The sequence below is a fragment of the Sphingopyxis sp. 550A genome, assembly GCF_053569535.1.
In genome coordinates this window covers 1854520-1878101 of the sequence record NZ_CM131615.1, presented here as the reverse complement: position 1 = coordinate 1878101, position 23582 = coordinate 1854520, and the positions used below count along the sequence as shown (strand labels likewise).

Genomic DNA, 23582 nt, shown 5'->3' with positions numbered 1-23582 from the left:
AGGCGCTCAGGGCAGGCTCCGACAAGCTCAGGGCGAACGGATTTTGGAGACTCGACGCCTTGTGACGTCATGGTGCCGCCTTATTGAAAAGATTATAGAAATTGGCACTCGTTGCGGCCGCCAGCGTGTCGGCCTCCTCCCCGCGCAGGTTGGCGAGATAGGCGAGTGTGTCGGCGACAAAGGCCGGCTCGCCGGTCTTGCCACGGTGCGGGACGGGGGCGAGGAAGGGGGAGTCGGTTTCGATCAGCAGTCGATCCTGCGGCAGCCACTGCGCGGTCGCCTGCAGGTCGGCGGCATTCCTGAACGTCACGATCCCCGAAATCGAGATATAGAGGCCGAGATCGAGCGCGCGGCGTGCGAAATTGTCGCTGGCGGTGAAGCAATGGATCACGCCGGGAAAGACCGCCCTTCCCATCTCCTCGCCAAGCAGCGCGAGCGTGTCGGCTTCGGCCTCGCGCGTGTGGACGATGATCGGCAGGCCGGTTTCCTGCGATGCATGGATGTGGCGGCGGAAACTGTCCTGCTGCCGCACGCGATCGCTCTTGTCGTAATAATAATCGAGCCCGGTCTCGCCGATCCCGATGACGCGCGGGTGCGCGGCGCGGCGGACCAGCTTCGCGGTATCGACGTCGGGGTGATGATCGGCGTCGTGCGGGTGGATGCCGACACTAGCCCAGACGTCGGCATTGGCTTCGGCAGCGGCGAGCACATCGTCCCATTCGCTCTCGCGCGTTGCAATGTTGAGCATCGCCGTGACGCCTCTCTCGCGAGCCCGCGCCAGCACCTCACTCTGCTGTTCGGCAAGGCCCTTGTAGTTGAGGTGACAGTGCGAATCGACGAGCATCAGGCCTCCCCTTCCACCTCCGGCAGCTCGAGGCGAGGAAAGATGGGAACCGGCTGGCCCAGAGTGAAACTGCTCGCGACGAGCTTTGCGAACCAGTCACGGTCGGCAAGCGCCGCGAAATCGCGCGCGTCGGCGGCGATGCCCATCTGGTCGAGCAATTTGTCGGCGGCATCGGGCACCACCGGGCGGATCGCGATCGCGAGCGTCCGCACCGCCTGGAACAAGGTCATCAGCACCGCGCGCATCCGTTCGGGATCAACCTTGCGCAGCGCCCAGGGCGCCTGTGCGTCGACATATTGGTTGCAGGCGAAGACGGCGCGGATCCAGTCCTCGATCCCGATCGAGAAAGCGAGCTGCTCGAATTCGCGCGGCAGGCGCTCTTCGGCCATCGCGAGCAGGTCGGCGAGCAGGTCGGCATCCTCCTGCGACGGCGTGTAATCGGTGGAAATTACTCCATCCAGATTCTTGAAAATCATCGACAAACTGCGCTGCGCGAGATTGCCGAAGCTGTTCGCGAGGTCGGCATTGGCGGTGCGCACGATCGCTTCGGCCGAATAGCTGCCGTCCTGTCCGAAACTGACTTCGCGGAGCAGATAATAGCGTAGTGCATCGACCCCGAAACGCTCGGCCAGCTCCATCGGATCGACGACATTACCGAGCGATTTCGACATTTTCTCGCCGCGGTTGAGCAGGAAGCCGTGGCCGAACACCTGTTGGGGCAGCGGCAATTTGGCGCTCATCAGGAAGGCCGGCCAGTAAACCGTATGAAAACGAACGATATCCTTGCCGATCATATGGATATTCGCGGGCCAGAATTTGCCGAAATCTCCGTCGGTATCGGGATAACCAAGCCCCGAGAGATAGGTGGTCAGCGCATCGACCCAGACATACATGACATGCCCCGGCGAGCCCGGCACCGGCACCCCCCAGTCGAAGCTGGTGCGCGAGACGCTGAGATCCTTGAGCCCGCCCTCGACGAAGCGCAGCACCTCGTTGCGGCGGCTTTCGGGGCGGATGAAATCGGGCCGTTCGGCATAGAGCGCGAGCAGCTTGTCCTGATAATTCGACAGGCGGAAGAACCAGCTTTCCTCGACCGTCCATTCGACGGGGGTGCCCTGCGGCGACAGGCGGACGCCCCCTTCCCCGTCGGTGAGTTCGTCTTCGTCGTAGAAAGCCTCGTCGCGAACCGAATACCAGCCCTCGTAGCGGTCGAGATAAAGGTCGCCATTCGCTTCCATCGCCTGCCAGATCGCCTGCGACGCGCGATGATGCGCGGGATCGGAGGTGCGCATGAAATTATCATAGCTGATGTTCAGCTTGGCATACATCTCACGGAAATATCCCGACATTTCATCGGCGAGATCGATCGTTTCGCGACCCTGACCGCGCGCGGTCTGGAACATCTTCAGCCCGTGCTCGTCGGTGCCGGTGACAAGGCGCACGTCGCGGCCGCGCGCGCGCTGGAACCGCGCCATGACGTCGGTGGCGATGGCTTCATAAGCGTGGCCGATATGCGGACGGCCGTTGGGATAGCTGATGGCGGTGGTGATATAGAAAGGCTCGGACATGCGCGCGCCTTAGCGGTTGCGGGGCGCGAGGGGAAGGGCGGCCTTCGCCCTCCCCCCTTTCCAAGGGCAGGGTTATCGCGCGCGCTCGCGCGGTGCGAGTTCGGCAAGGCAGTTGCCGATCTCGAAACCGACCATCGCGCCGTCATAGGACCCACGAACCGCGTCGCGCACGGTGCGCTGCACCCGGTCCCATTGCGCGAGCACCGGCGCGATCTCGGCGATCGGACGCTCGTGCGCCAGCCGCGCGAGCAGGCCGGGAACGATATCGATCACCAGCTCGAGCCGCGCGCGATTGCTCGTCCCGCCGACCTCGCGCGCGAGCGCTTCGCGCAGGCGATTGCCGGGGTCGCCGCCGGCCGCGATCGCCAGCAGCTTTGCCTCCATCGCCGCAACGTCGCTATCGATCAGCGCAAGCGCCTTGCCGGGAACGCCGCCCGATGCGGACACGATCGCGCGCAGTTCGGCCGTATCGATCATCGGGCGCAGATCGTGGAGCCACGCCATCATGACGTCATGCTCAACCGGTTGAAAACGCAGGATTCGGCAGCGCGAGCGGATCGTCGGCAGCAAGCGCCCCGGCGAATGGCTCACGAGCAGGAACAATGTCTGCGCGGGCGGCTCCTCGAGCGTCTTGAGCAGCGCATTGGCGCCATCGGTCTCGAGATCGTCGACCGCATCGACAATGATCACGCGCCAGTCGCCAAGCGACAGCGACAGGTGCAGCCGGCGGATAACGCCGCGAACCTGATCGATGGTGATGTTGCGCGCGAGTTCCTTTCCCTTGTCCTTCGGCTGGCGCGCGAGTTGGATGATCTCGGGGTGATTGCCTGCCTCGACCAGCTTGCCCGCGGCGGCATCGCCCGGGTCGTCGAGCGTGATCGCCTGCCCTGCACCCGCCTGACCATGGGTGGCGAGGAAGCGTGCGACGCGCGCGGCGAAAGCCCCCTTCCCCATCCCCTGCGGCCCGGCGAGCAGCCAGGCATGGTGCATCCGCCCGCCCTGCCAGGCTTCGAGAAAGGCCTTTTCGGCGTCGCTATGGCCGATCAAGGTCACAGCCAGGGTTCCAGTTCGGCGAGGATCGCGGCGGTCACCGCTTCGGCGGGCGCGTCGGCGTCGATCACGCGCCAGCGGTCGGGTTCGGCCGCTGCCATCTCGGCGAAGCGCGCGGCGAGGCGGGCCTGATAGTCGGCGGGCTTGCTGCCCATGCGGTCGGCGCCCGCGGCGTCGCGTAGCGCGAGCCGCTGATCGGCCTCGCGCGCGCTGACGGTGAGCAAGAAGGTGCGGTCGGGAAGCAGGCCGAGCGAGCCGAAGCCATGCAGCGCCAGCAGATCGGCGTCGGTGATGCCGCCGCCGCCGCCCTGGTAGGCGCGCGAGCTGTCGACGAAGCGGTCGCAGAGCACCCAGGCGCCGCGATCCAGCGCGGGGCGGATCGTGCGCGCGACATGGTCGGCGCGCGCCGCGGCGAAGAGCAACGCTTCGCTCCGCGCATCCCAGCGGTCGTCGCTTCCTTCCATCAGCAGCGCGCGAATGGCTTCGGCGCCGGCGCTGCCGCCGGGTTCGCGGGTCGCGACGACCTCGACCCCGCGCGCGGCGAGCGCGGCGGATAGCGCGCGGATCTGGGTCGACTTGCCGACCCCTTCGCCGCCCTCGAGGGTGATGAAGCGGCCGCTCACCAGCCGGTCAGCCGGTAGAATCCGGTGCGCAGCCTTGCCCCGAAACCGCCTGCGCCGACATCGTTCGCGGCGAGCAGCGGCGTGACCTGCGGCGGCAGGCCGTCGGGGGTGACGACAAGATCAGCGACCCGCGTCCCGCGCGCGACCGGCGCCGGAACGGGCGATCGGCTGCGCATCACGGCACTGTAGCCGCCGGTGTAGCCGCGCGGGACCGTCATCCGCACCGGAATCGCGGCTTCGGCAAGGACGGCGGGCGCACGCCCCTGCCCCGCGTCGACGCGGCCGATCTTCGCGCCCGCGGGCACGAGTTCGCGCCCTTCCCATTGCTCGAAGCCCCAGGTCATCAGCCGTGCGGCCTCATCGCGGCGCGCCTTGTCGCTCGCCATGCCGGCGACGACCATGATCAACCGCCGCCCGCCGCGTTTCGCCGAGCCGAGGAAGCAATAGCCCGCTTCGGCAGTATGGCCGGTCTTGAGCCCGTCGACCCCCTCGACGCGGCCGAGGATCGGATTGGTGTTCGGCTGGACGATCGGCTTGCCGTCAGGGCTCTTGCCGTGCTGCAGTTTCGGCAGCGAAAAATAGCGCGCATAGTCGCGCGGATGCTCGCGGATCAGGCGATCAGCGAGCAGGATCAGGTCGGCGGCGCTGACCTTGGTGACGCCGCCGTCGGGCCAGCCGTTCGGGGTACCGAAATGACTCGACGTCATGCCAAGTTTTGCAGCCATCACATTCATTCGCTTGACGAAAGCCTCTTCGCTGCCGTCGATCCCTACGGCCAGCGCGGCGGCGGCGTCGTTGGCCGATACGGTGATCAGCCCCTTGAGCAACTCATCGACCGAGATTTTCTCGCCCGAGCGCAGGAACATCGTCGAGCCGCCGTTGCTGCCGTTCCATTTCTTCCACGTCGCCTGACCGACGGTGATGATCTTGTCGCGCGGCAGTTCGCCCTTTTCGATCAGGTCGAGGACGATATAGGCGGTCATCACCTTCGCCATCGAGGCGGGCGGGAAGCGCTTTTCGGCGCCGCGCGAAAAGAGGATCGCGCCCGAATCGAGATCCTTGAGCATCACGATCGGCGCCTGCGTCATATAGAGCGGGCGGCTGGCGGGCGCCGACTTCGAAGGCGCATCGCCTGCCGAAGCCGCCGGAAAGGCCGCGATAAGCGCCAGCGCCGCGGCGCCGCCGATTGCGGCCCTGACGATGAAAAAGGGCCTTCGCATCGCGGCCGTCAACGGTCGCGAACGACCGCCGCGTCGCGGAAGCCCTTATCCCTGGCCTTGCCGAGCGCGGTGCGCGCCTCGGCTTCATTGGCGAACGGCCCCATGCGGACCCGCCAATATTTGCCCGCCTTCGCCACCGTCCCGCCGATCGACTTGGCCGCGGCGGCAGCGCGCGCTTCGGTGCTGAAGGCGCCGACCTGAACCTGATAGGCCCCCGTAGCGGTGGCGGGTTTCGCGGGAGCAGGTTTCGACGCCGGCTTCGACGGCTGGACAGCGAGGCGGTCGTCGCCGGGCTTGACCTTGCCCGACGCCACCGGCGGCGCGGGCTGCGCCGCGACGGGCGCGGTGGCAGGCTTGGGCGCGGGTTGAGCCTTGAGCTTCTTGCGCAGGATCGCGAGCAGCGAGTCGGGGGTCGCGATCCGTTCGGGGACCGCGCGGCCCGCGCGAAGCTGCGCGCGTTCGGCCTGCGGCGGGTTGGTTCGGCGCACCCGCACCGCGGCGTTGCCGCCGGTGATGCCGAGCTGTTCGGCTGCGCCGCGCGACAGGTCGATCAGCCGGTCGTTCGTCATCGGCCCTCGGTCGTTGACGCGGACGAGGATCGTGCGCCCGGTATCGAGCGCCGTCACCTCGACATAGCTCGGCAGCGGCAGCGTCTTGTGTGCGGCGCTGATGCCGTCGGGGTCGAAGATTTCGCCATTGGCGGTCGGTTTGCCGGCGAGCTCGTCGCCATACCAGCTCGCATAGCCGACATCGTCGTAATCGGGGATGTCGATGGGCGTGTAAGTGACCCCGGCGACGGTGTAGGGATCGCCGAGCTTGACCGGCGTGTCGCTGACCCGTTCGACCAGCGGTGCGGGCGCCGGGCCCGCAGTGGGCCCGCCTTCGCGCTTGCCATCCATCGCCCCGCATCCCGAAAGCAGCAACGCCGCCCCCGCGATCAGGGCCCCCTCCCTAACGATCGATTTCATCCGCCAGCAACCCCACAGACAGTGCGTAAAAGTTGGAACAATTATAGTCCAATATCGCACGATAGTTGCCAGTCAGCAAATAAGCGGTTTTTCCCGGACCATCGGGTTCGAGCAAGGTTGCCTGCACCTGCCCGTCGGGCCAGCGGCCGCTGAGCGTCTGAAAACCGTCGGCGCGCCATTCGGCCATCGAGCGCCAGCGGCTGTAGCGCGCGAAGACGCGCGGGCAGCGCGTCGGCTGCAGGCGGCTCGCCATCGCGGCACGATTATAGCCGGCGGGAACCTGCACCGCGACGCCCCACGGCTGCCCCGCCCGCCAGCCGGCGCGGCGCAGATAGGCGCCGATCGATTCGATCGCGTCGGCCTCGCTCGACCAGATGCGCGCGACGCCGTCGCCATCGCCGTCCTCGGCCACTTGCAGATAGACCGAGGGGAGGAATTGCGGATAGCCGAAGGCGCCGGCCCAGCTTCCCTTGAGCACGTCGCGCGGCACGCCCTTTTGCACCATTTCGAGCGTCGCGATAAATTCGGGCTCGAACAAGGTGCGGCGGCGCCCTTCATAGGCGAGCGTCGCCAGCGCCTCGGGCAGATCGAAATTGCCGGTCACCGCGCCATAGGCGGTTTCGTGGCCGAAGATCGCGATCATGATGCTCGTCGGTACCCCGGTGCGCTGCTCGATACGCGACAGCAGGGGCAGCAGCCGGTCGTGGACGCGCCGCCCGCCGTTGATCCGCGCCGCATCGACATGTTTCACGCGATAGGGCGCGAAAGCCGGGATCGGCGTGTTCGGATTCGGCGGCGCGCCGAGATTGTCGCGGTCGAGCGCGATGACGCGGGGATTATAGCGCAATCCTGACGTCACTCGGTCGAAGGTCGCGCGCGAAACCCCGCGCGCCTGAGCTTTCGGCCACAACGACTGGACATAGGCGTCGAAGCCCGCGTCGCTCTGTGCGTAGAGCGGGCCCGACATCACCATCGACCAGGCCGAGAGGGTGAAGCCCAGCAGGCTGGAAAGACGACCGATTCTGAAACCTCTAGCGTGCATCATGTCCCACCCCATAGAATCGGATTGAACCAGATGCACGCGGCTTCGCCATCCGCCGCGAGACAGGTCGAGTCATTCGCGCGGCGAACCGAGCCGTCGATCTTTTGCTTGCCGCGGGGGCGCCGCGCGCTATGTCGGCGGCAGTGGACAGGTGGCCGAGTGGTTTAAGGCAGCGGTCTTGAAAACCGCCGTGGGTGCAAGCTCACCGTGGGTTCGAATCCCACCCTGTCCGCCAGGTTTCAATCCCACTCTTTCCCGAACCGTCTCCGAAACCCCAGCTTAGCTGCGGGTTTGAGATGCGATTCGCATCCCTGTGCGTCCCACATGATCCAGGCCGACATTTTTGCCAATGTGGGAACAAATTTTATGATCAGAGGGATGAAAAGCACTTCGAACGGGCTCTCGAGGCCCAAGGAAAAACAGCGGCGCGTGAGTCTCGGCGACGGCCTCATGCGCCTCGAACGGCCGGGGGGCACCAGCAGCTGGGTGTGCCGGGTCCAGAGCGACGGCGTGCGCCGCGATTTCGGCCTTGGCAGCTGCCAGAAAGTCAGTCTGGCTCAGGCGCGCGAAATGGCGCAAGAAATTCGCAGCCAGATCGAGATGGGCGTTGATCCTCAAATTGAGCGCCGCAAGCGACAGGCAGTGCCGACCTTCAAGGACGCCGCCGTCACAACCTACGAGATACACTCGAAGACGTGGCGCAACGGCAAGCATCACGCGCAATGGATGCGAACGATGGAGCTTTACGCCTTCCCGCACATCGGAAAATTCAAGGTCGATCAGATCACCGGTCCTATGATCCGCGACCTGCTCGCGGAAATCTGGCTAGCGAAGCCCGAGACGGCGCGCCGGGTCCGCCAACGGATCGGCGCCGTGCTCGATTGGGCTTATGCGTCGGGCTATCGCGATACCGATGCCCCGATGCGGGCGATCACGAAAGGCCTGCCCCGCCAGCCCCGCCGGGACAATCATTTCGCGGCGATGTCCTATGAAGATGTTCCCGCGTTCGTGCAGCGATTGCGTGAGCGGGAATCGTTCAGCCGCCTCGCGCTCGAATTTGCGATTTTCACGGCCGCCCGGTCGGGGGAGGTTCGCGGGGCGACGTGGGGTGAGTTCGACCTAGAAAAGAGGCTGTGGAAACTCTCCAAGGACCGCATGAAGGCCTATCGGGAGCATGTCGTTCCCCTCACCCGCCGCCCGCTGCGCATCGTCGAGCGGTGCGCGCGGCTCCGCATCAAGGGGTGCGATCTTGTCTTTCCCGGTATGCGGCGCAATCGACCGCTGTCGGATCAGACGCTGACCAAGCTGCTCCGGGAAATGGGCGAGCCATACACGGCCCACGGGTTCCGCTCGTCATTCCGGGATTGGGTGAGCGAGGAAACGAACCACCCGAGCGACGTTGCCGAAGCCGCCCTCGCCCACACGGTCGCGAATAAGGTCGAGGCCGCCTATCGGCGCGGCAACCTCCTCGAAAAGCGCCGCCTGATGATGGAGGATTGGGCGAACTATTGCGACGGGAGGAAGCGGTGAGCCGCTACACCCGCGCGCGGCGCCACCTGCTCCGTCAATATGAGCGCGCCGTCGATCGGATCGGCGAGGCCGACCGCGCCATCTTTCTCGGTCACCGTGTCGAGGAGCTCAGCTATCGCCAGCTTGCCGAGCGCCATGGCGTCAGCATTGCCGAGGTCGAACAAGCGATGATCCGCAGTTTGCGGGTCATCGCTCAGGCCGTCGATGGAAAGAACCGCAGGTGGTGGCAATTCTGGCGGCAGTGACGCCGCTTCGACCTTGCCAATCAGCCGCCGCGCCGACAGGGTGCCGCCAGCGATGAAAACCGACCTCGACCATCTTCCCGCCAACAAACAGCGCGAGCTTGAACGCGTGAAGGCAATCGTCTTCGAAGAGTTCGAAGATGCGATCGCACTCGGCACCATGGGCTGGAAGAAGAAAGGGCGGATCGACAAGATCATCCTTTACGGCAGCTACGCGCGCGGCGGCTGGGTCGATGAGCCGCACACCGCCAAGGGCTACCGCTCCGACTTCGACCTTCTCATCATCGTCAACGACAAGCGTCTGACGGAGAAGGTCGATTTCTGGGGCAAGCTCGAAGACCGGCTCATTCGCGAACTCGCGATCGACAAGACGCTCAAGACGCCGGTCAACTTCATCGTTCACACGCTGCAGGAAGTGAACGATGGCCTCGCCCATGGCCGCTATTTCTTCATGGACGTCGCGCGCGACGGAATCGCGCTCTACGAATATGACGACAAGCCGCTCCACACGCCCAAGCCAAAAACGCCGGAGCAGGCGCTGGCGATGGCGCGGGAATATTTTGACGAATGGTTTCCGTCAGCAATGGGTCGGGAAAAGCTCGCTCGATACGCGGTTCAAGAAGGCCTATTGAAGCACGCGGCATTTGAATATCATCAGACAGCGGAGACGCTTTATCATTGCGTCCTGTTGGTCTGCACCTTCTATACCCCGCACGTCCACAATCTCGCCTTCCTGCGCACGCAGGCTGAGCGCATCGACATGCGCTTGGTCGATGCTTGGCCACGTGAGCGCCGCGAGGACCGGGCAAGATTTGAAAAGCTGAAAGAGGCCTATGTGAAGGCCCGCTATTCGAAGCATTACCGCATCACCGGAGAGGAGCTGACGTGGCTTGGTAGTTGCGTCGAGGAACTCGGCCGCGCGGTCCACGCGATTTGCTCGGAGCGGATAGCCCAACTCGAAGCAAACGCTTCAACTCGCCCCTGATCGTCCAATGCCATACAAAAACCGCGCGGCTGCGCGCGGTTTCGCGTGCCGGGTATGGCATGTTTGCCCGGTGCCATACGCTCAAAGCCGCAGAAATCCGACCATCGCGTGCCGAAGGCTGGCACGGCTTTTATCTTGCCCTCTTAAAATCATCCTCACCAACTGCATTCCTGACGCAAGACCCCTCACCATCAACGGCTGAAATCGACCGATTGCAGACATTAGCCGCTCCGGAGCTACCGTCGTTTCGACCGTTTAACTTGCCTCCATATATGGATTGGCTGAGCCGGAGCGCCCATGATTGAGCAGGCTGCGTTTCGCAGAACCTGAACCAAGAACGAACTTGCCAGATACCCAGCCAATATGCAGATCGCGACAGCGGCCATCGCTGGAGTTTTACCCCATTCGATAGTCGCTCGCCCGATGATTAGCGCGAGGCCAACGGGACCCAGGAGGACTGCAAACTTGGCAAGAAGGCCCGGGATTACGAGCCATCGGGAATCTCGTTGTCCCCGCCGAGGACGATACGAGTAAGCGTTGATCACTGCCAAAGCGAATATCCCGACGACCCATAGGCTCGCCGCACGAAACGCAATCGCTTCTGTTGTCAGACTGCTCATTGTCGGCACCGCAATAACGGTAGGCATTTCCGCTTACCACCCCATTTCGGGCGCTGCATCCGCGCTGCCGACATGGCGGCAAACGACCGTCTACCGACGTTGACAGTCGATGAGCCAACCCTTCATAGCCCGGCCATGCCCAACACTATTTATTTCGAATGCGAGTATCTGGACGGGCAAACACCTGCCCTGATGCCCTGTATCGACGGCAGTCGCCTCGCAGACCTTGTGGCTGAGTTCGAACGAGCAAGCGGTTTCAACGATCCTGCGGGTGGCTACGGCGGGATAGTGCCATCATACTCCAATCTCGGCCCGCTCTCGGACTATTTTTCTGGGCAGCAGGAACCAGTCGAAGGCGATGAATCGGGCGAAATCTATGCGCTGTTTTGCGATTGTGGTGAGGCCGGTTGCTGGCCCCTCATGGCTCATGTCCGCATAGAAGGGGAGCGCGTGCTTTGGGATCGCTTCGCGCAACCTCACCGACCCAATCGAGACTATTCTGGGTTCGGCCCGTTCGAGTTCGATCGATCAGCATATCGGCAAGCGATAGAGCGAATCGCGCCCTTCAGCGTCACGGATTGACGTCCGCTCCCACCCCATTTCGGCCGCTCGCCGCCGGGGATGGCCGAATGACGGCAAACGACCGATTGCTGCCGAACGGGATGTGAACCCCGGCGAAAGCCGGGGCCCAGAATTCCGATACGAACGTCACAGGTTGCCGCACTGGGCCCCGGCTTTCGCCGGGGTTCACGAGGGGACAGCTCCCCACCCCAAAACGGTCAATCGCCCCTGGGCTCGCTCAATTGCCGGAGCCGCATTTTTCGGGCCGCGATGCTTCGCATCGGACCCACAATCTATAATCACACACCTTACGCACGGGTGCATAGCGCTTTTCCGCCACTTATCGAGGCGACAATCCGACTACACCGCTGCCTCGTTTCCGCAAAGTGACGGTATTCTGCTACGTTTCGAGGCTGCGCATCGCACTCTCGCCGGACACGAATATGGCGGACGAAAATGACCTGAGCGGCGGATCAACCGCGCGCGAATTGGAAGCGCTGAACCGGCGTCCGGGTGACGTGTAGATCGTCCCTCCGGCCGAAAGCCGCTGTCCCTCGACACCCCGCCGGCGTCCGCAAACGCGTGGCGATGCTCCCGTATGCGGAGCGTCCGGCGACAACCCAGAGCATCCAACGGGGCGAGTTGCGGTAGCCGGGCGTAGAAAAACAGGCATTGGCGCACAAACGTCGTGTGGAACGGCGCAGCACAAATTTGGATAATCGGGCGAGACGGGGCGGCAACCCTTCCAGCCGCCCCGTCACCGTTCAAGAGCGAGGGTGCCGTTGTGCCATTTAAGTCCCCTGCCCCACCACCGTCCTCACCGCTTGCAATAGAGCCCATCAGCATGCGGGTTCCAGATGCTTGCCGATTTACGGGACTCAGCCGCAGTTCCCTCTACCTTCTCATCGCAAGGGGTGAAGTCGAGATCGTCAAGATGGGCGCCGCGACCTTGGTCCTGACGGAAAGTCTCCGCAACTTGATCGAGCGGCAGCGCGGCACTTCTACCAGCCAGACGGCGGTGCCAATCCGACGCCGCAGCGATCAGGGCGAAGTCCGGAAGTCTGGTCGGCAATCTCGCAGCAGGCGCGCGGCCAACGATTTTGCGTCTATTCCCCTCTTCGAGCGGGAATAGGCAGCTTCGCGCCTCATTGAAGCCGTCCACGACATGCGTGGCTGAGTTCAGAAGCGGTCGTTGACGCATGAGGTAGCGATTACCGGCGCAACCGCCGACCGAGGGTCACGCCAGCCCCGCCGCGGCGGCTCCGTCCGGCGCGGTTCCATGACGTGCGGCATCGTCCAACACGCGCTCGACCGGGCGTTTCATTGCGAGCAGCAGCATAAGGCCGGCCAACGGCAGGCAAGCGATGAGAAGCCAGTAGAGAGCTGGTCCAAGCGGTTCGTAAAAGCGCCCCATCCAGCCGAGCAGGAAATAGCTGAAGGCGCTGGCGAGCTTGAACACCGCCATCATCGTCGCGGTCACCGATTGCGGGGCGCTACGCGAGATGATCGCCTGGGGCGGGGCCTCCATCCATACGGTGAACAGATCGATGATCAGATAGAAGCCGAGCCAGAGCAGCACTGGCACGACAGGAAGCAGCGACACCGCGGAAATGTAGAGATAGCCCAGCGTCATGCCCGCGCACGAAATGCCCAACTTTGCAAGATCGCTCATCTCGCGTCCACGATCGGCCAGCCGCTTCCACAACGCATTACCGATCAGCACCCCGACGATCGTCATCGCTCCATCGAAGATGCCCACCCAAGTGACCGGCACTTCCCAGCCGAGCACGACGCGATCCACCGCGGTGTCGGCCCAGACGAACATCACGCCATACGCCTGAAACAGCGCGGAACTGGCGAGCAGATAGGGGAGGAGGATCAGCATCAGCACCCCCAGCACGCGCCATTGCCGGGCCGTCAGCTTCGGATGGTCGCTGCGCTTGCTGATCCGGTCAGGCGGCAAGTGACGACGGCCGGTTAGATAGATGACCAGGCCGATCAACATGCCCAGCCCCGCCGCGCCGAAGCCATAGTGCCAGCCGACTTTCTCCCCCAGCGTACCCACCACCAGCGGCGCGATCAGCGCGCCGATATTGAGCGCCAGCAGATAGAGCCCGAAGGCGCGGGTGCGCCGGTGATCGCCGGGCGCGTAGAGTTGGCCGACCTGCGCGGCCATATTGCCGATCACGCAGCCCGCTCCGATCACAATTAGCGTCAGCGCGAGCAGGAAGAACGGCTCCGACGCCATCGCCAGGTGTCCGCACGCCATCAGTATGCAACCGACCGAGACCGTCCGCGTCTTTCCCAGCACGCGGTCGCCGAGCCATGCGCCTGCCAGCGGCGTGACGTAGATCAGGCCCGAATAGATGCCATAGGTCTGCGCAGCGAAGGCAAGGTCGGTCATCGGGCCGAAGATCGAGACCAGCGCCTCGCGGAAGCTGGCCAGGCCCAGCACGCCCCGCGCATGTTCGGGCTGGAGCAGATGCTTGGTCATGTAGAGCATGAGCAGCGCCTGCATTCCGTAAAAGGAGAAGCGCTCCCACATCTCGGTGCCGGCCAGGACTGTCAGGCCGGCGGGATGCCCAAACACAGTGCTCGGCTTAGCGTGGCTCGTCATGCATTGTCCCCCGAAGATTGGCGGAGGCTATGACAGCGGTCAGCCGCGGTCCATCGCATATTACAGACGGCTCATCCAACCTTTCAGCATTTGATCGACTCGATCAGCCAAGCTCACGGGTCGCTGATGGCGGTCGCCCGACCATTGTCTGCAAAGCGCCTGATCCCGGCTGTTGGGGCGTCCGCGACGCGATCCTGGGTGAGCCCGGCGAGCCGGTCAACGATGACCCGCTTGTGTCGTCAACTTTGCATGCGGAGGCGGATGATCAAGCGCCAATTGGGCCGAAAGTTCGACCTGACTCTCCGTCGCAACCGCACCCTTGTTCCGGCCGATATTCGAGCCTGCCGCCAGAAAGTCCGCGAAGTGTGCCGCGAGCGGAAATCCGGTGATCCCCTCGATAAACAGGAATTGGCCTTGGGGATTATTCTCTAGCCAGATTGGCGTTCCGTCGGCTCGCAACTTGATGTCGACGATTCCCATCTCGAGCGAAAACCGTTGCTGATATGCCGCCAGCCGCCGCTGAAGCTCGCCGTCCAGCTGGACCATCTCAATATCAGTCGGCAGCGCCTTGCGCCAGTCGAGTTCGGGAGTCGAAATCCGGGCCGCGAAGAAGCGATCTCCGAAGATCGAGATACGAAGGTGATCCTGTCCCTCGACCACTTCCTGATAGATGGTCGGGCAAGCCAGGATGCTTGCGTCGGGTGGCAAATTCTCCGTCGTCACCGTTGCTGCGAAGAGCGCGGTTTTGAGGGTGCCGCTTACATTCTTCACTACCGCTCGGCCCCCAAGATCGCCGATGAATTGTCGTACGCGACCAGGCTCATTTGATATCAATGTCCGGGGCACGGTCAGGCCGACGTCGCGTGCCACCTTGAGTTGGTTCGCCTTGAACGATGCGGCATCCGTGGCGTCCGGGTGCGATATCCATCTGCCATCAAAGCCGGCGGTCAATGCGCCCCGAAGGCCGGCCCGCCAGTCACGGTTGATGAAATCGTCTTGAACGTCGCCAAGGCTTTCTCTGCCCTTTTGCACAGTCGCCGATCGACGCCACCAGATGGCATCCAAATCCGCGATCGCACATGGGCGTCCATCGATCGTGAGGATGCAGGCGCCGTCGTTCGCCCAGCCCAGCGTAGTCTGCTCGTGGACGGCGTCGACCGTCACATAGTGGCAGTCGACGCCCCTCCGTTTAAGCTCGTCCCTGATCACAAATGCATGCAAATCGTCCTTGAGCGAAGTGATCAGGACGATCGGCACGTTAGATCAGTCCGAATCGCAATCGTCGGCCGAACCCCCGCAGTATGATTCGCAGCAGGTGCCCGAAAGGTTGGAAAAATCGGCCTTGAAGCCGACCTTGGTTTTCATAGCCTCTTCCCAACGCCTTAAGTCCTCAGGCGAGCTAAGTTGCTTAACGTCGGTAGGTTGATAATGAAAAATTACAGGCGAACCTTCCATCAATCCCGTCATGATTCCCTCCCTTGCAAGTATAGGAAGCATATCTTGCAATCGCTTGGGAACGAACAACAGAAAGGTCCGATCTGAACCCTCGACACGACGGGGCAGGTTTCTGCAAATCTGAGGAAGAATAATCCGTGATTCGATAGAGGCAGCGGATATCGTGCCCATCGCGGAACGGCGGCTAGCAGGGGTCAGGCATCAAAATCAGACGGACGGCTATCGTTGAGAGTTTCGGACGCCGTCAGGCGTCGGAAAGTCTTCGATGCCCGAACCGCGGGGGTCATGGGCTGAGCTATGGGGAAAGCGGTTTTACGCAGGTCGTAGTGCTGGACGTTGCTGCCCAAAATCGGACGCATCTGAGATCGGACCGGCTGAATTTGGATCGCAAAAGCGGACGCCGAAAAGCGGACGGGCCGATTTTGCGGTTCCGGCGTCTGCTTTTGGGCAGGGCGAGCGCAAGTGTGTCCGCTTCCGGACGCAGGGCTGCGCCGGGTATGGGAATGGATGAGCCGTGCCGGGTCACGGCGCCTGTATCCCGGATAAGGGTGCGGGCCGGGGTGGCGCCCGGGGTTGATATCGGCGCTCGAACACCTCGATGATGACCATGGTGCCACCGCAGCACGGGCACAGCGGCTGAGCTTCGAGCTCGGCGGGCGGATCGTCGGCCGGCGCGGGGGCGACATTGAGCAGACGGCGGGCGCGTTCGAGATGAGCCTTGCGCCTGGCGGAGGCGAGCAGGCCATAGTGGCGGATGCGGTGGAACCCGCGCGGCAGGGCGTGGAGGAGGAAACGGCGGAGGAACTCGTCGGCGACGAGGGTCATGACCTGCTGCCGTCCGTCACCGGCCTTGCGGTAGTCCTTGTAGCGGAAGGTGACCCCGGCTTCGTCGAACCGGAGGAGGCGGCTGTTCGAAATGGCGACGCGGTGGGTGTAGCGGGACAGATAGGCGAGGACCGCTTCGGGGCCGGCGAACGGCGGCTTGGCGTAGACGACCCAGCGCTTCTTCCTGACGGGCGAGAGGTGGCGAAGGAAAGCGCGCCGCTCGGCAAGCGCCGACATGCTGCCGTAGAATGCGAGCTGCCCGCGGTCATGGAGGGCGTGCAGCCGGGTCAGGAACAGGCGGCGGAAGAGCGCGCCAAGCACGCGGACCGGGAGCAGGAAGGCCGGGCGTGCGGATATCCAGCGCGTTCCATCGCGCGAGATGCCGCCGCCCGGCACGATCATGTGGATGTGGGGATGATGGGTGAGTGCAGATCCCCATGTGTGAAGAACGGCGGTGATGCCGATCCGGGCGCCGAGGTGCTTCGGGTCGGCAGCGATGGTCAGCATCGTATCGGCCGCGGCCTTGAACAGCAGGTCATAGACGAGGGCCTTGTTATAATAGGCGATGGCGGCGACCTCGGCGGGGAGCGTGAAGACGACGTGGAAATAGCCGACCGGGAGCAGGTCGGCCTCGCGGGCTTCGAGCCAGGCGCGTGCCGCGGCGCCCTGGCACCTGGGGCAGTGCCGGTTGCGGCAGCTGTTGTAAGCGATCCGCCAATGCCCGCAGTCGGTGCAGGCTTCGACATGGCCGCCGAGCGCGGCGGTGCGGCAATGTTCGATCGCCGACATGATCTTGAGCTGGTGTAGGCTCAGATGTCCGGCATGGGCCATGCGATAGGCAGGCCCCGCGGCACGGAAGATGTCGGCGACCTCGAGCGAGGCGCGCATCGCCTTAGCCGTCAGGCGCCTCTTCGTCCGGCGCGGCCAGCGCAAGCCTGTCGAGCGGACTGACGACCGACCGAACGGTCTTCGTTGCGACCTGCGCGTAGAAGGCGGTGGTGTTTAGCTTGGCGTGACCGAGCAGCGCCTGAATGACGCGGATATCGACGCCATCCTCGAGCAGGTGGGTGGCGAAGCTGTGGCGCAGCGTATGCGGTCCGACCCGCTTGGAGATATCCGCGGCCTCGGCGGCTTCGACGACGACGCGGTAGAGCTGGCGGGTGCTGATCGGAGCCGAGGCGCTCTGTCCCGGGAACAGCCAGCCCTCCGGCAGGAGCACGCCCTGCTGCCGCCCGGCGCGCCACCAGTCGCGCAGCAGCAGGAGCAGGCCTTCGGGCAGCATGGCATTGCGGTAGCGGCCGCCCTTACCGCGCTCGATCCGGAGCAGCATGCGCTTGCTGTCGATATCGCTGACCTTGAGCGCCGACACCTCGGCGACGCGCAAGCCTGCGCCATAGGCGACCGACAGGGCAGCTTGATGCTTGAGGCAGCGAGTGGCATCAAGCAGACGCTTCACCTCGGCCATGGTCAGAACGACCGGGATCTTGCGAACCTGCTTGGTGCGGATCAGCTTACGCGCAAGATCGGGGCGGTCGAGCGTGTGCGTGAAGAAGAACCTAAGCGCGCCAACGATGCTGTTCATCGTGGGCGCCGGGACGCCCGCCTCGAGCTGCTCGAACTGGAACTGGCGGATATCCTCGGCGGTCGCGGTGTGGGGAGAGCGCTGCAGCCAGGTTGCGAACCGCCCGACGTCGCGCAAATAATTACGCTGCGTCTCCGGCCCGAACCTGCGCAGCGCCATGTCGTCCAGCAGGCGCTGGCGCAGCGGGCTGATCGGACCAATCTGTACAAGCTCATTCATCGCTCGACTCCTCAGTTGAAGGGGTCGAAAAGCTCTGCCTATGGCAGCCGACGTTCAATCAGGAGCGGCGATCGCTGGATGGCTTTACGTCGAGGCTAGCGCCAATCCACGCAGTGGTTCGTGCATCGGGCAAAGCCATTAGGCGATCGCATACCGGTGCTGAAGCTTCTGGCGCGCAAGCCCTTCGTCCAGTTTGTAACGGCGCCCGGACCCTCGGACTTCGACGGGCTCGATTCAGATATTCAGCTCAAGCCTGTTGGTGGAAATGGTGCCGACCGCGCCGGGTTTAGCCGATTTTACGAATTCGAGGAAGCAGTGGCAGGCGGTTGCCTGCAACTGCGGCATGGCATCTTGCCAATATTTGCCGTAGCCGGCGAACACAGCGATCCCCTCGATCGACGACAGTATGAAGGTGGACAGGACGGAGCGGTCGCTCGCCGACAGGGCGGGGTTCAGTTCGCCGATGATTTCGTCGAAGCGCTCATGTTCGCGAAGATAGAGTTCGTCGACGCACTGTTTCGCAAAGGGGTCATGGTTCGCGAGCGACCATAGCTCGGGGAACAGATAACTGGTCTGGCGTGTCGTGCCGTCCTGAAGGATGAAGGAAATCAGCTGGGTCAGCTTGCTTTCCGGGTCACCGTCGGCGCCGGCGGTCGCTTCGCTGATCGCCGCTTCGTAACTGCCCGATATCGCCTGGAGAAGCGCGCGGACGAGATCGTCCTTCGACTTGAAATAATAGGAGATATTGCCCGCCTTCATGCCGCATTCCTTGGCAATGCGACGAAGCGTCATGTCCTTGTAGCCATGCTCGACGAGCACCGAGACGGCAGTCTTCAGAATCAGCTCGAAGCCTTCCTGGCCGCGTGCATATCCGCCTTCGCGCGGGACGAACCTCAAAACCGAAAAATTCAGATCGGGCACCCCGATACCTTTCTTCCAGCGCCAGCTGTGGGCTTGAACAACCACTACCCCCGGACTTTCGGGCCGGCAAACCGGTTAAGCCGCTCGCGTCATCAAATGCAATTCTTGACATATGTCAAAAAAATGAGGAACCGTCTTGACGGTGGGATAGGCGACCGTTGCCGTTCCCCCTGCGTCGAAGGAACGAAAAATGGACAAGAGCCGAACATCTGCTCCGCATAAGCTCGTGGCACTCGATTCCGCCGTGGCGATCGACGGCTTGCACGCTTTGCCCGGTCCGGAAGGAGCGGTGGTGCTAGGAGGAGCGCACTCCTTCTACCGCAGCGCCGACGGGCAGATCGACGTCGGGGTCTGGCAAGGGTCGGCCGGCCGGGTCAGCATCGCCGCTTATCCGAGCGACGAACTCTGGCACATCGTCTCGGGCCATGTCGATTTCAGGAGCGAGACCGGCGAGGCGCAGTCCTTTGGCGCCGGCGACTGCTTCGTTCTACCGAAAGGCTATTCGGGAACGGCGGAATTCAGTGAGGATTTTCGGAAGGTTTACGCCATGTCCCCGGCTCTCGGGGCCGCCTGACCGATGCTGAAAAGGAGCCCGGCGCAATCTTGGAAAATGCGCCGGGCCAAGTCAGGGAGTGCTACCCGTTCGGATGTTGCGGGGTCTCACACTATGGCGTCCGGATTCTAGAAGCGCCCGTTGATGCTCACGCCGAAGGTTCGCGGGGGCGAATAGCCGCTCAGCGAATTGTCGAGGAAGGTGACCGGATTGCGTCGCAGCACGCGAAACTGGTCGAGGACATTCTGGACGAAGAAGGTGATCCCGTATCTTTCGTCGGCGTCCTGCAGCGTCAGCCGGAGATTGAGATTGAAGAAATCGTCGGTCTTCCGAGCGGGGCTGAGCTGAGGCGCCTTCACGTCGTTGCCGGTCGAATAATAGGACCCTTGCACGAAGCTGAAATCGATCTGCGGCGAGATCAGCGCCGCGTCGTTCGCCACCGGCAGGTCCAGTCGCACCAATCCGTTGACGGTCCAGTTGCCGGTGCCCGGAACGGTGTTGCCCGAGCGGTCGACGGGACCCGAGCCGGTCGGTTCGATGAAGCGCCTATATTTGCCCTTCTGCCAACCGGCGCCAAGCTTCGCCGTCAATATATCGACCGGACGCGCGGTGGCTTCGAATTCGAAACCGTAGAACTCGACCTTGTCGGCGCTGCTCAGAAATTCGCGGGCGAACTGGTCGACAACCTTCTGGTGATAATTGTCGACGTCGTAATAGAAGGCCGCGAGGTTGGTTTGCAGGCGGCGATCCGCCAGCGTCAGCTTGACGCCGGTTTCATAGGCGAGAACGGTTTCCGGACCGATAGAATTCGCCTCGGAAATATCGACGAGCGCGGCCGTGTTGAAAGCCCCGCTTTTCACGCCGCGCGACAGGCTCGCATAGAGCAAGGCGTCGGGCGACGGCTGGTAGTCGATAGCGAGCCGGCCGCTCCAGTTGGTCCAATCGAGCTTTTGCTGCGTGCGATCGAGACCGGACAGATCCGTGACGTCCGAGAATTTCGGGTGCAGCGGATCGACGGTCGCGCCGTTCACGAACGTCGTCGCGCCGTCATAGTTGGCGAAGGTCAGGTCGAGCGAACGCTTGTCCCAGGATACGCGGCCGCCCAGCGTCAGTTTGAGCTTGTCGGTGAATTTATAGTCCCATTGCGAGAAGAGCGCGAACGACGAGAGATTCTGTTTGTAGATGCTGTAGGTCAGGAAGGCCGCGGGGTCGGAACCGAAGTAGCCGAAGGCCCCCGAATCGTCGCCGGCGAAGAACCAGATGCTCCCGTCGAGCTTTTCCTTGAGATAATAGGCCCCGAGGATGAACGACAGCGGCCCGTCGGTCTGCGAGGTGAGCCGCGCCTCCTGCGAAAATTGCTTGCTGTGCGCGGTGCCGCCCTGGACGCCGTAGAGCGGGGTCTGCACCGGACCGGCGCCATAGCCGAGATCGAGGAGGCCGACCTGTGTGCCGTCGAAGAAATTGGTCGAAAGGCCCGACTTGATGTCGAGGTAGCCGGTTATGAGATCGAGCCCCACTGCGCCCAGATCGACCTTCAGGCGCGAAGACAGTTCGCCATATTCGACATTCTCATATTGCGCGAGTTCCTGGCGGATCTCGCGCTTTCCGCCCAATGTTTCGCCGGTCAGATTGTTGACATCCTGTTCGGTGGGCCGGATCGCCGGGTCGCCGTCATATTTGCCATATTGGGCCTTGATCAGAACGCTGGCGTTCGCGGCGAGGTCGATATCGAGCAGCCCGCGGACGGCCCAGCGATTATCCTTCCCGATCCGCTCGCCATTGTTGATGTTGATGAAGTCGCCGTCGTCGCGGCGACCGAAAAAGGCGATCCGGCCGCGGACGCTGTCGCCGATCAGCGGACCGCCAACCGCCAGATTGAGCGTCCGCTCGCCATGTTCCGCGATCGACGCCGAGCCCGATCCTTCGAGACTGTCGGTCGGGCGCCGCGAGATGAACTGGATGGCACCGGCCGAAGAATTATATCCGAACAGCGTGCCCTGCGGACCCTTGAGCGCTTCGACCCGCTGGAGGTCGAACAACGCGAACCCCTGACCGGTGACGTTGTTGATCAGGATATCGTCGCTGTAGATCGGGACGGGCGTATTCGACGACGGGTTGAAATCGGCGTTGCTCATGCCCCGCACCGAAAAGAGCGGCGCGCTTGCGCCCAGCGTATTGGTCGCGCTCATGTTGGGGATTTGCTGGACGATCTGGGTCGCATCGTTGAACCGGAAGCGTTCGAGGCTGTCGCCGCTGAGGACGGTGATCGCGATCGGAACATCCTCCAGCCCCTCTTCGCGGCGCTGCGCGGTCACGACGATGTCGTCATCGCCCGATCGCGCGGTGTCTTCAGCCAGCGACTGCTGGGCGGCCGCCGGCACCGCGAGGGTAACTGCGCACGCAGTGGAGAGCAAAAACAGGCAAGTCTTCTTCATTCCGGGTCCCCTTCCAAATGAGCGGCCGGGGAGCGTCGGTCGCGCTCGGCATGTCCGGCCACCGCTCAATATTAGATATATGTCCAAAATTGGTCAATCGTCTTAATTTTTAGCTAAACCCATAAAAATATTCAATATCCCTTTGTTCCGACAGGTCAGAGGATGGGTGCGCGCCATGATTTGCTCGCCGCGCTGCACGAGTCGAAACGGGAGCAACAAAAATTTGACATATGACAAATATTGTGTTCGGAAGGTCGCCGGAACAGATTTGGAAAAGGGCATCCGCAATGAGTGACGATCGATCGCAGCAGAGTTTTCCCTCGCGCCGGACCGTGCTGGCTACGGCGGCGGCGGGCGTCATGGCATCCTCGATCGCGCAGGCGCGCGCCGCCAACGGCGGGGGCGAGGGGAAGGGCGACTATGACGCGATCATCGTCGGCGCCGGCTTTGCCGGGCTGACCGCGGCGCGCGAGCTGAAAGGGCATGGCTACAAGGTGCTGATCCTCGAGGCGCGCGACCGGATCGGCGGCCGCACCTTTACCGACGAGTTCGACGGAAAGCCCAACGACATGGGGGGCACCTGGGTGCATTGGTTCCAGCCGCATGTGTGGGCGGAGATCAACCGCTACGGCGTCGAACTGGAGGAATCGCCCGGGAATTTTGCCGATGAGGTCATCTATCTCGACGAAGCGGGGACGCGCCACCACGCCAGATTGTCGGAGCGGGGCGCCGAATTTTACGGTCCCGTGCAGGCGATGTTCGCGGATGCGCGCGCGATCATGCCGCGGCCGGCGGAACCGTTCGCCGACGCGGGTTGGGTCGCGGCCGATACCATGTCCGTCGCGGACAAGATTGCCGCGTCGTCGCTGACGACCGAAGGGCGCATTCTGGCGGCGACGATTTTCGCGGCGAGCAGCGGCGGCGCGGCGGAGAATGTTTCGTGGGTCGATATCGTCCGGCTGGTCGCCCTCAGTGGCTATAGTCTCGAACTCGAGTCCGATGTCGTGAGCCGCTTCAAGCTCAAGGGTGGGATGCGCTCGCTATATTCCGCGCTGGCGGCGGATTGCGGGGCGACCATCGAACTGAACAGCCCGGTCGCCACGATCGAAACGACGAGCGACGGGGTGCGTGTCGTCGGCCCGAATGGCAAGGCCTGGTCGGCGCGGGCCGCGATTTCCACCTTGCCACTGAACACCCTCAAGGACGTCGGCTTCCGTCCGCCGCTTCCCAGGCAAAAGCTCGACGTCTCGGTCGAAGGCCATGCGGGCAAGGCGAACAAGATCCATATCCTGCTCGAGGGCGAACGGCCGATCTTTACCGCATGGGCGCCGGGGACCGGCCCCAGTCCGATCAATCATATGTTCTGGGACGGCGCCGCGAACGGGCGCACGCATCTCATCGCTTTCGGTTCGGGCGATCACCCGCTCCGGATCATGGACAAGGGCGAGGTGCAGAAAGTGGTCAGGCAGTTCCTGCCCGACGCGGTCGTCGTCGACGTCAAGGCGCACGACTGGAACAACGACCCCTATTCGAAGGGGGCCTGGTGCATTTCGCGGCCGGGCCAGATTTCGAAGGCGCTCAAGGATTTGCAGGCGCCACACGGCCGCATCTTCTTTGCGAGCGGCGATTGGGCAAGCGCGTGGCGCAGTGCGATCGATGGTGCGATCGAGCAGGGAATTACGACATCGCGCGCGTTGCACCGGGTTTTGACCGGGGAGTAGG

At 63.4% G+C, this 23582-nt stretch carries 20 protein-coding genes and 1 tRNA gene; 7 read left to right on the top strand and 14 right to left on the bottom strand.

All coding sequences use genetic code 11. The features are described 5' to 3' along the window. Positions 1–67: 67 nt before the first annotated feature. The 7 genes from ACVENA_RS09025 to ACVENA_RS08995 form a co-directional block, all read right to left on the bottom strand. Positions 68–844, bottom strand: coding sequence for a TatD family hydrolase (locus tag ACVENA_RS09025; protein WP_449328519.1), 777 nt, complete (start codon positions 842–844; stop codon positions 68–70). Next, complete coding sequence (gene metG, locus ACVENA_RS09020) at positions 844–2412, bottom strand: methionine--tRNA ligase (protein ID WP_449328518.1); 1569 nt, start codon at positions 2410–2412, stop codon at positions 844–846. Before metG ends, ACVENA_RS09025 begins: the two co-directional genes overlap by 1 nt. Before the next feature lie 72 nt (positions 2413–2484). After that, positions 2485–3465 (bottom strand): DNA polymerase III subunit delta', encoded by a 981-nt coding sequence (locus ACVENA_RS09015; protein WP_449328517.1) that lies wholly within the window; start codon positions 3463–3465, stop codon positions 2485–2487. Then, entirely contained in the window at positions 3462–4088 is a 627-nt protein-coding gene (gene tmk / locus ACVENA_RS09010; protein ID WP_449328916.1) for a dTMP kinase, read from the bottom strand. The genes ACVENA_RS09015 and tmk overlap by 4 nt, the downstream gene beginning before the upstream one ends. Next, positions 4082–5305, bottom strand: a complete 1224-nt coding sequence (locus ACVENA_RS09005; protein ID WP_449328516.1) for a D-alanyl-D-alanine carboxypeptidase family protein — start codon at positions 5303–5305, stop codon at positions 4082–4084. Before ACVENA_RS09005 ends, tmk begins: the two co-directional genes overlap by 7 nt. An 8-nt stretch (positions 5306–5313) precedes the next feature. Then, a complete protein-coding gene (locus ACVENA_RS09000) occupies positions 5314–6273 on the bottom strand; it encodes a septal ring lytic transglycosylase RlpA family protein (RefSeq protein WP_449328515.1) in 960 nt (319 codons plus the stop codon). Continuing rightward, positions 6257–7246 carry a lytic murein transglycosylase gene (locus tag ACVENA_RS08995; RefSeq protein ID WP_449328915.1) on the bottom strand — a complete coding sequence of 330 codons (990 nt, stop codon included), beginning with the start codon at positions 7244–7246 and terminating at the stop codon, positions 6257–6259. Before ACVENA_RS08995 ends, ACVENA_RS09000 begins: the two co-directional genes overlap by 17 nt. A 214-nt stretch (positions 7247–7460) precedes the next feature. On the opposite strand from ACVENA_RS08995, the gene ACVENA_RS08990 reads away from it, so the two are divergent. From ACVENA_RS08990 to ACVENA_RS08970, 5 genes are all read left to right on the top strand, one after another. Continuing rightward, positions 7461–7550, top strand: a tRNA-Ser gene (locus tag ACVENA_RS08990). Further along, complete coding sequence (locus ACVENA_RS08985) at positions 7523–8845, top strand: tyrosine-type recombinase/integrase (RefSeq protein ID WP_449328514.1); 1323 nt, start codon at positions 7523–7525, stop codon at positions 8843–8845. Before ACVENA_RS08990 ends, ACVENA_RS08985 begins: the two co-directional genes overlap by 28 nt. Beyond that, positions 8842–9090 (top strand): sigma factor-like helix-turn-helix DNA-binding protein, encoded by a 249-nt coding sequence (locus tag ACVENA_RS08980; RefSeq protein WP_257541689.1) that lies wholly within the window; start codon positions 8842–8844, stop codon positions 9088–9090. The genes ACVENA_RS08985 and ACVENA_RS08980 overlap by 4 nt, the downstream gene beginning before the upstream one ends. Before the next feature lie 52 nt (positions 9091–9142). After that, the gene (locus tag ACVENA_RS08975) at positions 9143–10072 is read left to right on the top strand and encodes a nucleotidyltransferase and HEPN domain-containing protein (protein ID WP_257542029.1); all 930 of its coding nucleotides are present in this window, start codon (positions 9143–9145) and stop codon (positions 10070–10072) included. A gap of 755 nt (positions 10073–10827) precedes the next feature. After that, a complete protein-coding gene (locus ACVENA_RS08970; RefSeq protein ID WP_440514786.1) occupies positions 10828–11274 on the top strand; it encodes a hypothetical protein in 447 nt (148 codons plus the stop codon). 1216 nt (positions 11275–12490) lie between these two features. Here the strand turns inward: ACVENA_RS08970 and ACVENA_RS08965 are convergent. The 6 genes from ACVENA_RS08965 to ACVENA_RS08940 form a co-directional block, all read right to left on the bottom strand. Next, positions 12491–13870, bottom strand: a complete 1380-nt coding sequence (locus tag ACVENA_RS08965; RefSeq protein ID WP_449328513.1) for a peptide MFS transporter — start codon at positions 13868–13870, stop codon at positions 12491–12493. Between the two features lie 216 nt (positions 13871–14086). Continuing rightward, positions 14087–15127: an ATP-grasp domain-containing protein gene (locus ACVENA_RS08960; RefSeq protein ID WP_449328512.1), complete on the bottom strand. Its 1041-nt coding sequence runs from the start codon at positions 15125–15127 to the stop codon at positions 14087–14089. A 6-nt stretch (positions 15128–15133) separates the two neighbouring features. Continuing rightward, positions 15134–15337, bottom strand: a complete 204-nt coding sequence (locus ACVENA_RS08955; protein WP_449328511.1) for a hypothetical protein — start codon at positions 15335–15337, stop codon at positions 15134–15136. Positions 15338–15847: 510 nt separating this feature from the next. Continuing rightward, positions 15848–17038 (bottom strand): IS91 family transposase, encoded by a 1191-nt coding sequence (locus ACVENA_RS08950; RefSeq protein WP_449328510.1) that lies wholly within the window; start codon positions 17036–17038, stop codon positions 15848–15850. 4 nt (positions 17039–17042) lie between these two features. Further along, positions 17043–17951: a tyrosine-type recombinase/integrase gene (locus ACVENA_RS08945; RefSeq protein ID WP_449328509.1), complete on the bottom strand. Its 909-nt coding sequence runs from the start codon at positions 17949–17951 to the stop codon at positions 17043–17045. A 234-nt stretch (positions 17952–18185) separates the two neighbouring features. Beyond that, positions 18186–18872 carry a TetR/AcrR family transcriptional regulator gene (locus ACVENA_RS08940; protein ID WP_449328508.1) on the bottom strand — a complete coding sequence of 229 codons (687 nt, stop codon included), beginning with the start codon at positions 18870–18872 and terminating at the stop codon, positions 18186–18188. Positions 18873–19062: 190 nt separating this feature from the next. Between ACVENA_RS08940 and ACVENA_RS08935 the strand changes: the two genes are divergently transcribed. After that, positions 19063–19446 (top strand): cupin domain-containing protein, encoded by a 384-nt coding sequence (locus ACVENA_RS08935; protein ID WP_449328507.1) that lies wholly within the window; start codon positions 19063–19065, stop codon positions 19444–19446. A gap of 107 nt (positions 19447–19553) precedes the next feature. Here ACVENA_RS08935 and ACVENA_RS08930 read toward each other — a convergent pair whose 3' ends face one another. Beyond that, positions 19554–21860, bottom strand: coding sequence for a TonB-dependent receptor (locus tag ACVENA_RS08930; RefSeq protein WP_449328506.1), 2307 nt, complete (start codon positions 21858–21860; stop codon positions 19554–19556). A gap of 287 nt (positions 21861–22147) precedes the next feature. Here ACVENA_RS08930 and ACVENA_RS08925 point away from each other — a divergent pair, with 287 nt between their 5' ends. Next, a complete protein-coding gene (locus ACVENA_RS08925) occupies positions 22148–23581 on the top strand; it encodes a flavin monoamine oxidase family protein (protein WP_449328505.1) in 1434 nt (477 codons plus the stop codon). The last annotated feature ends 1 nt before the right edge of the window (position 23582 follow it).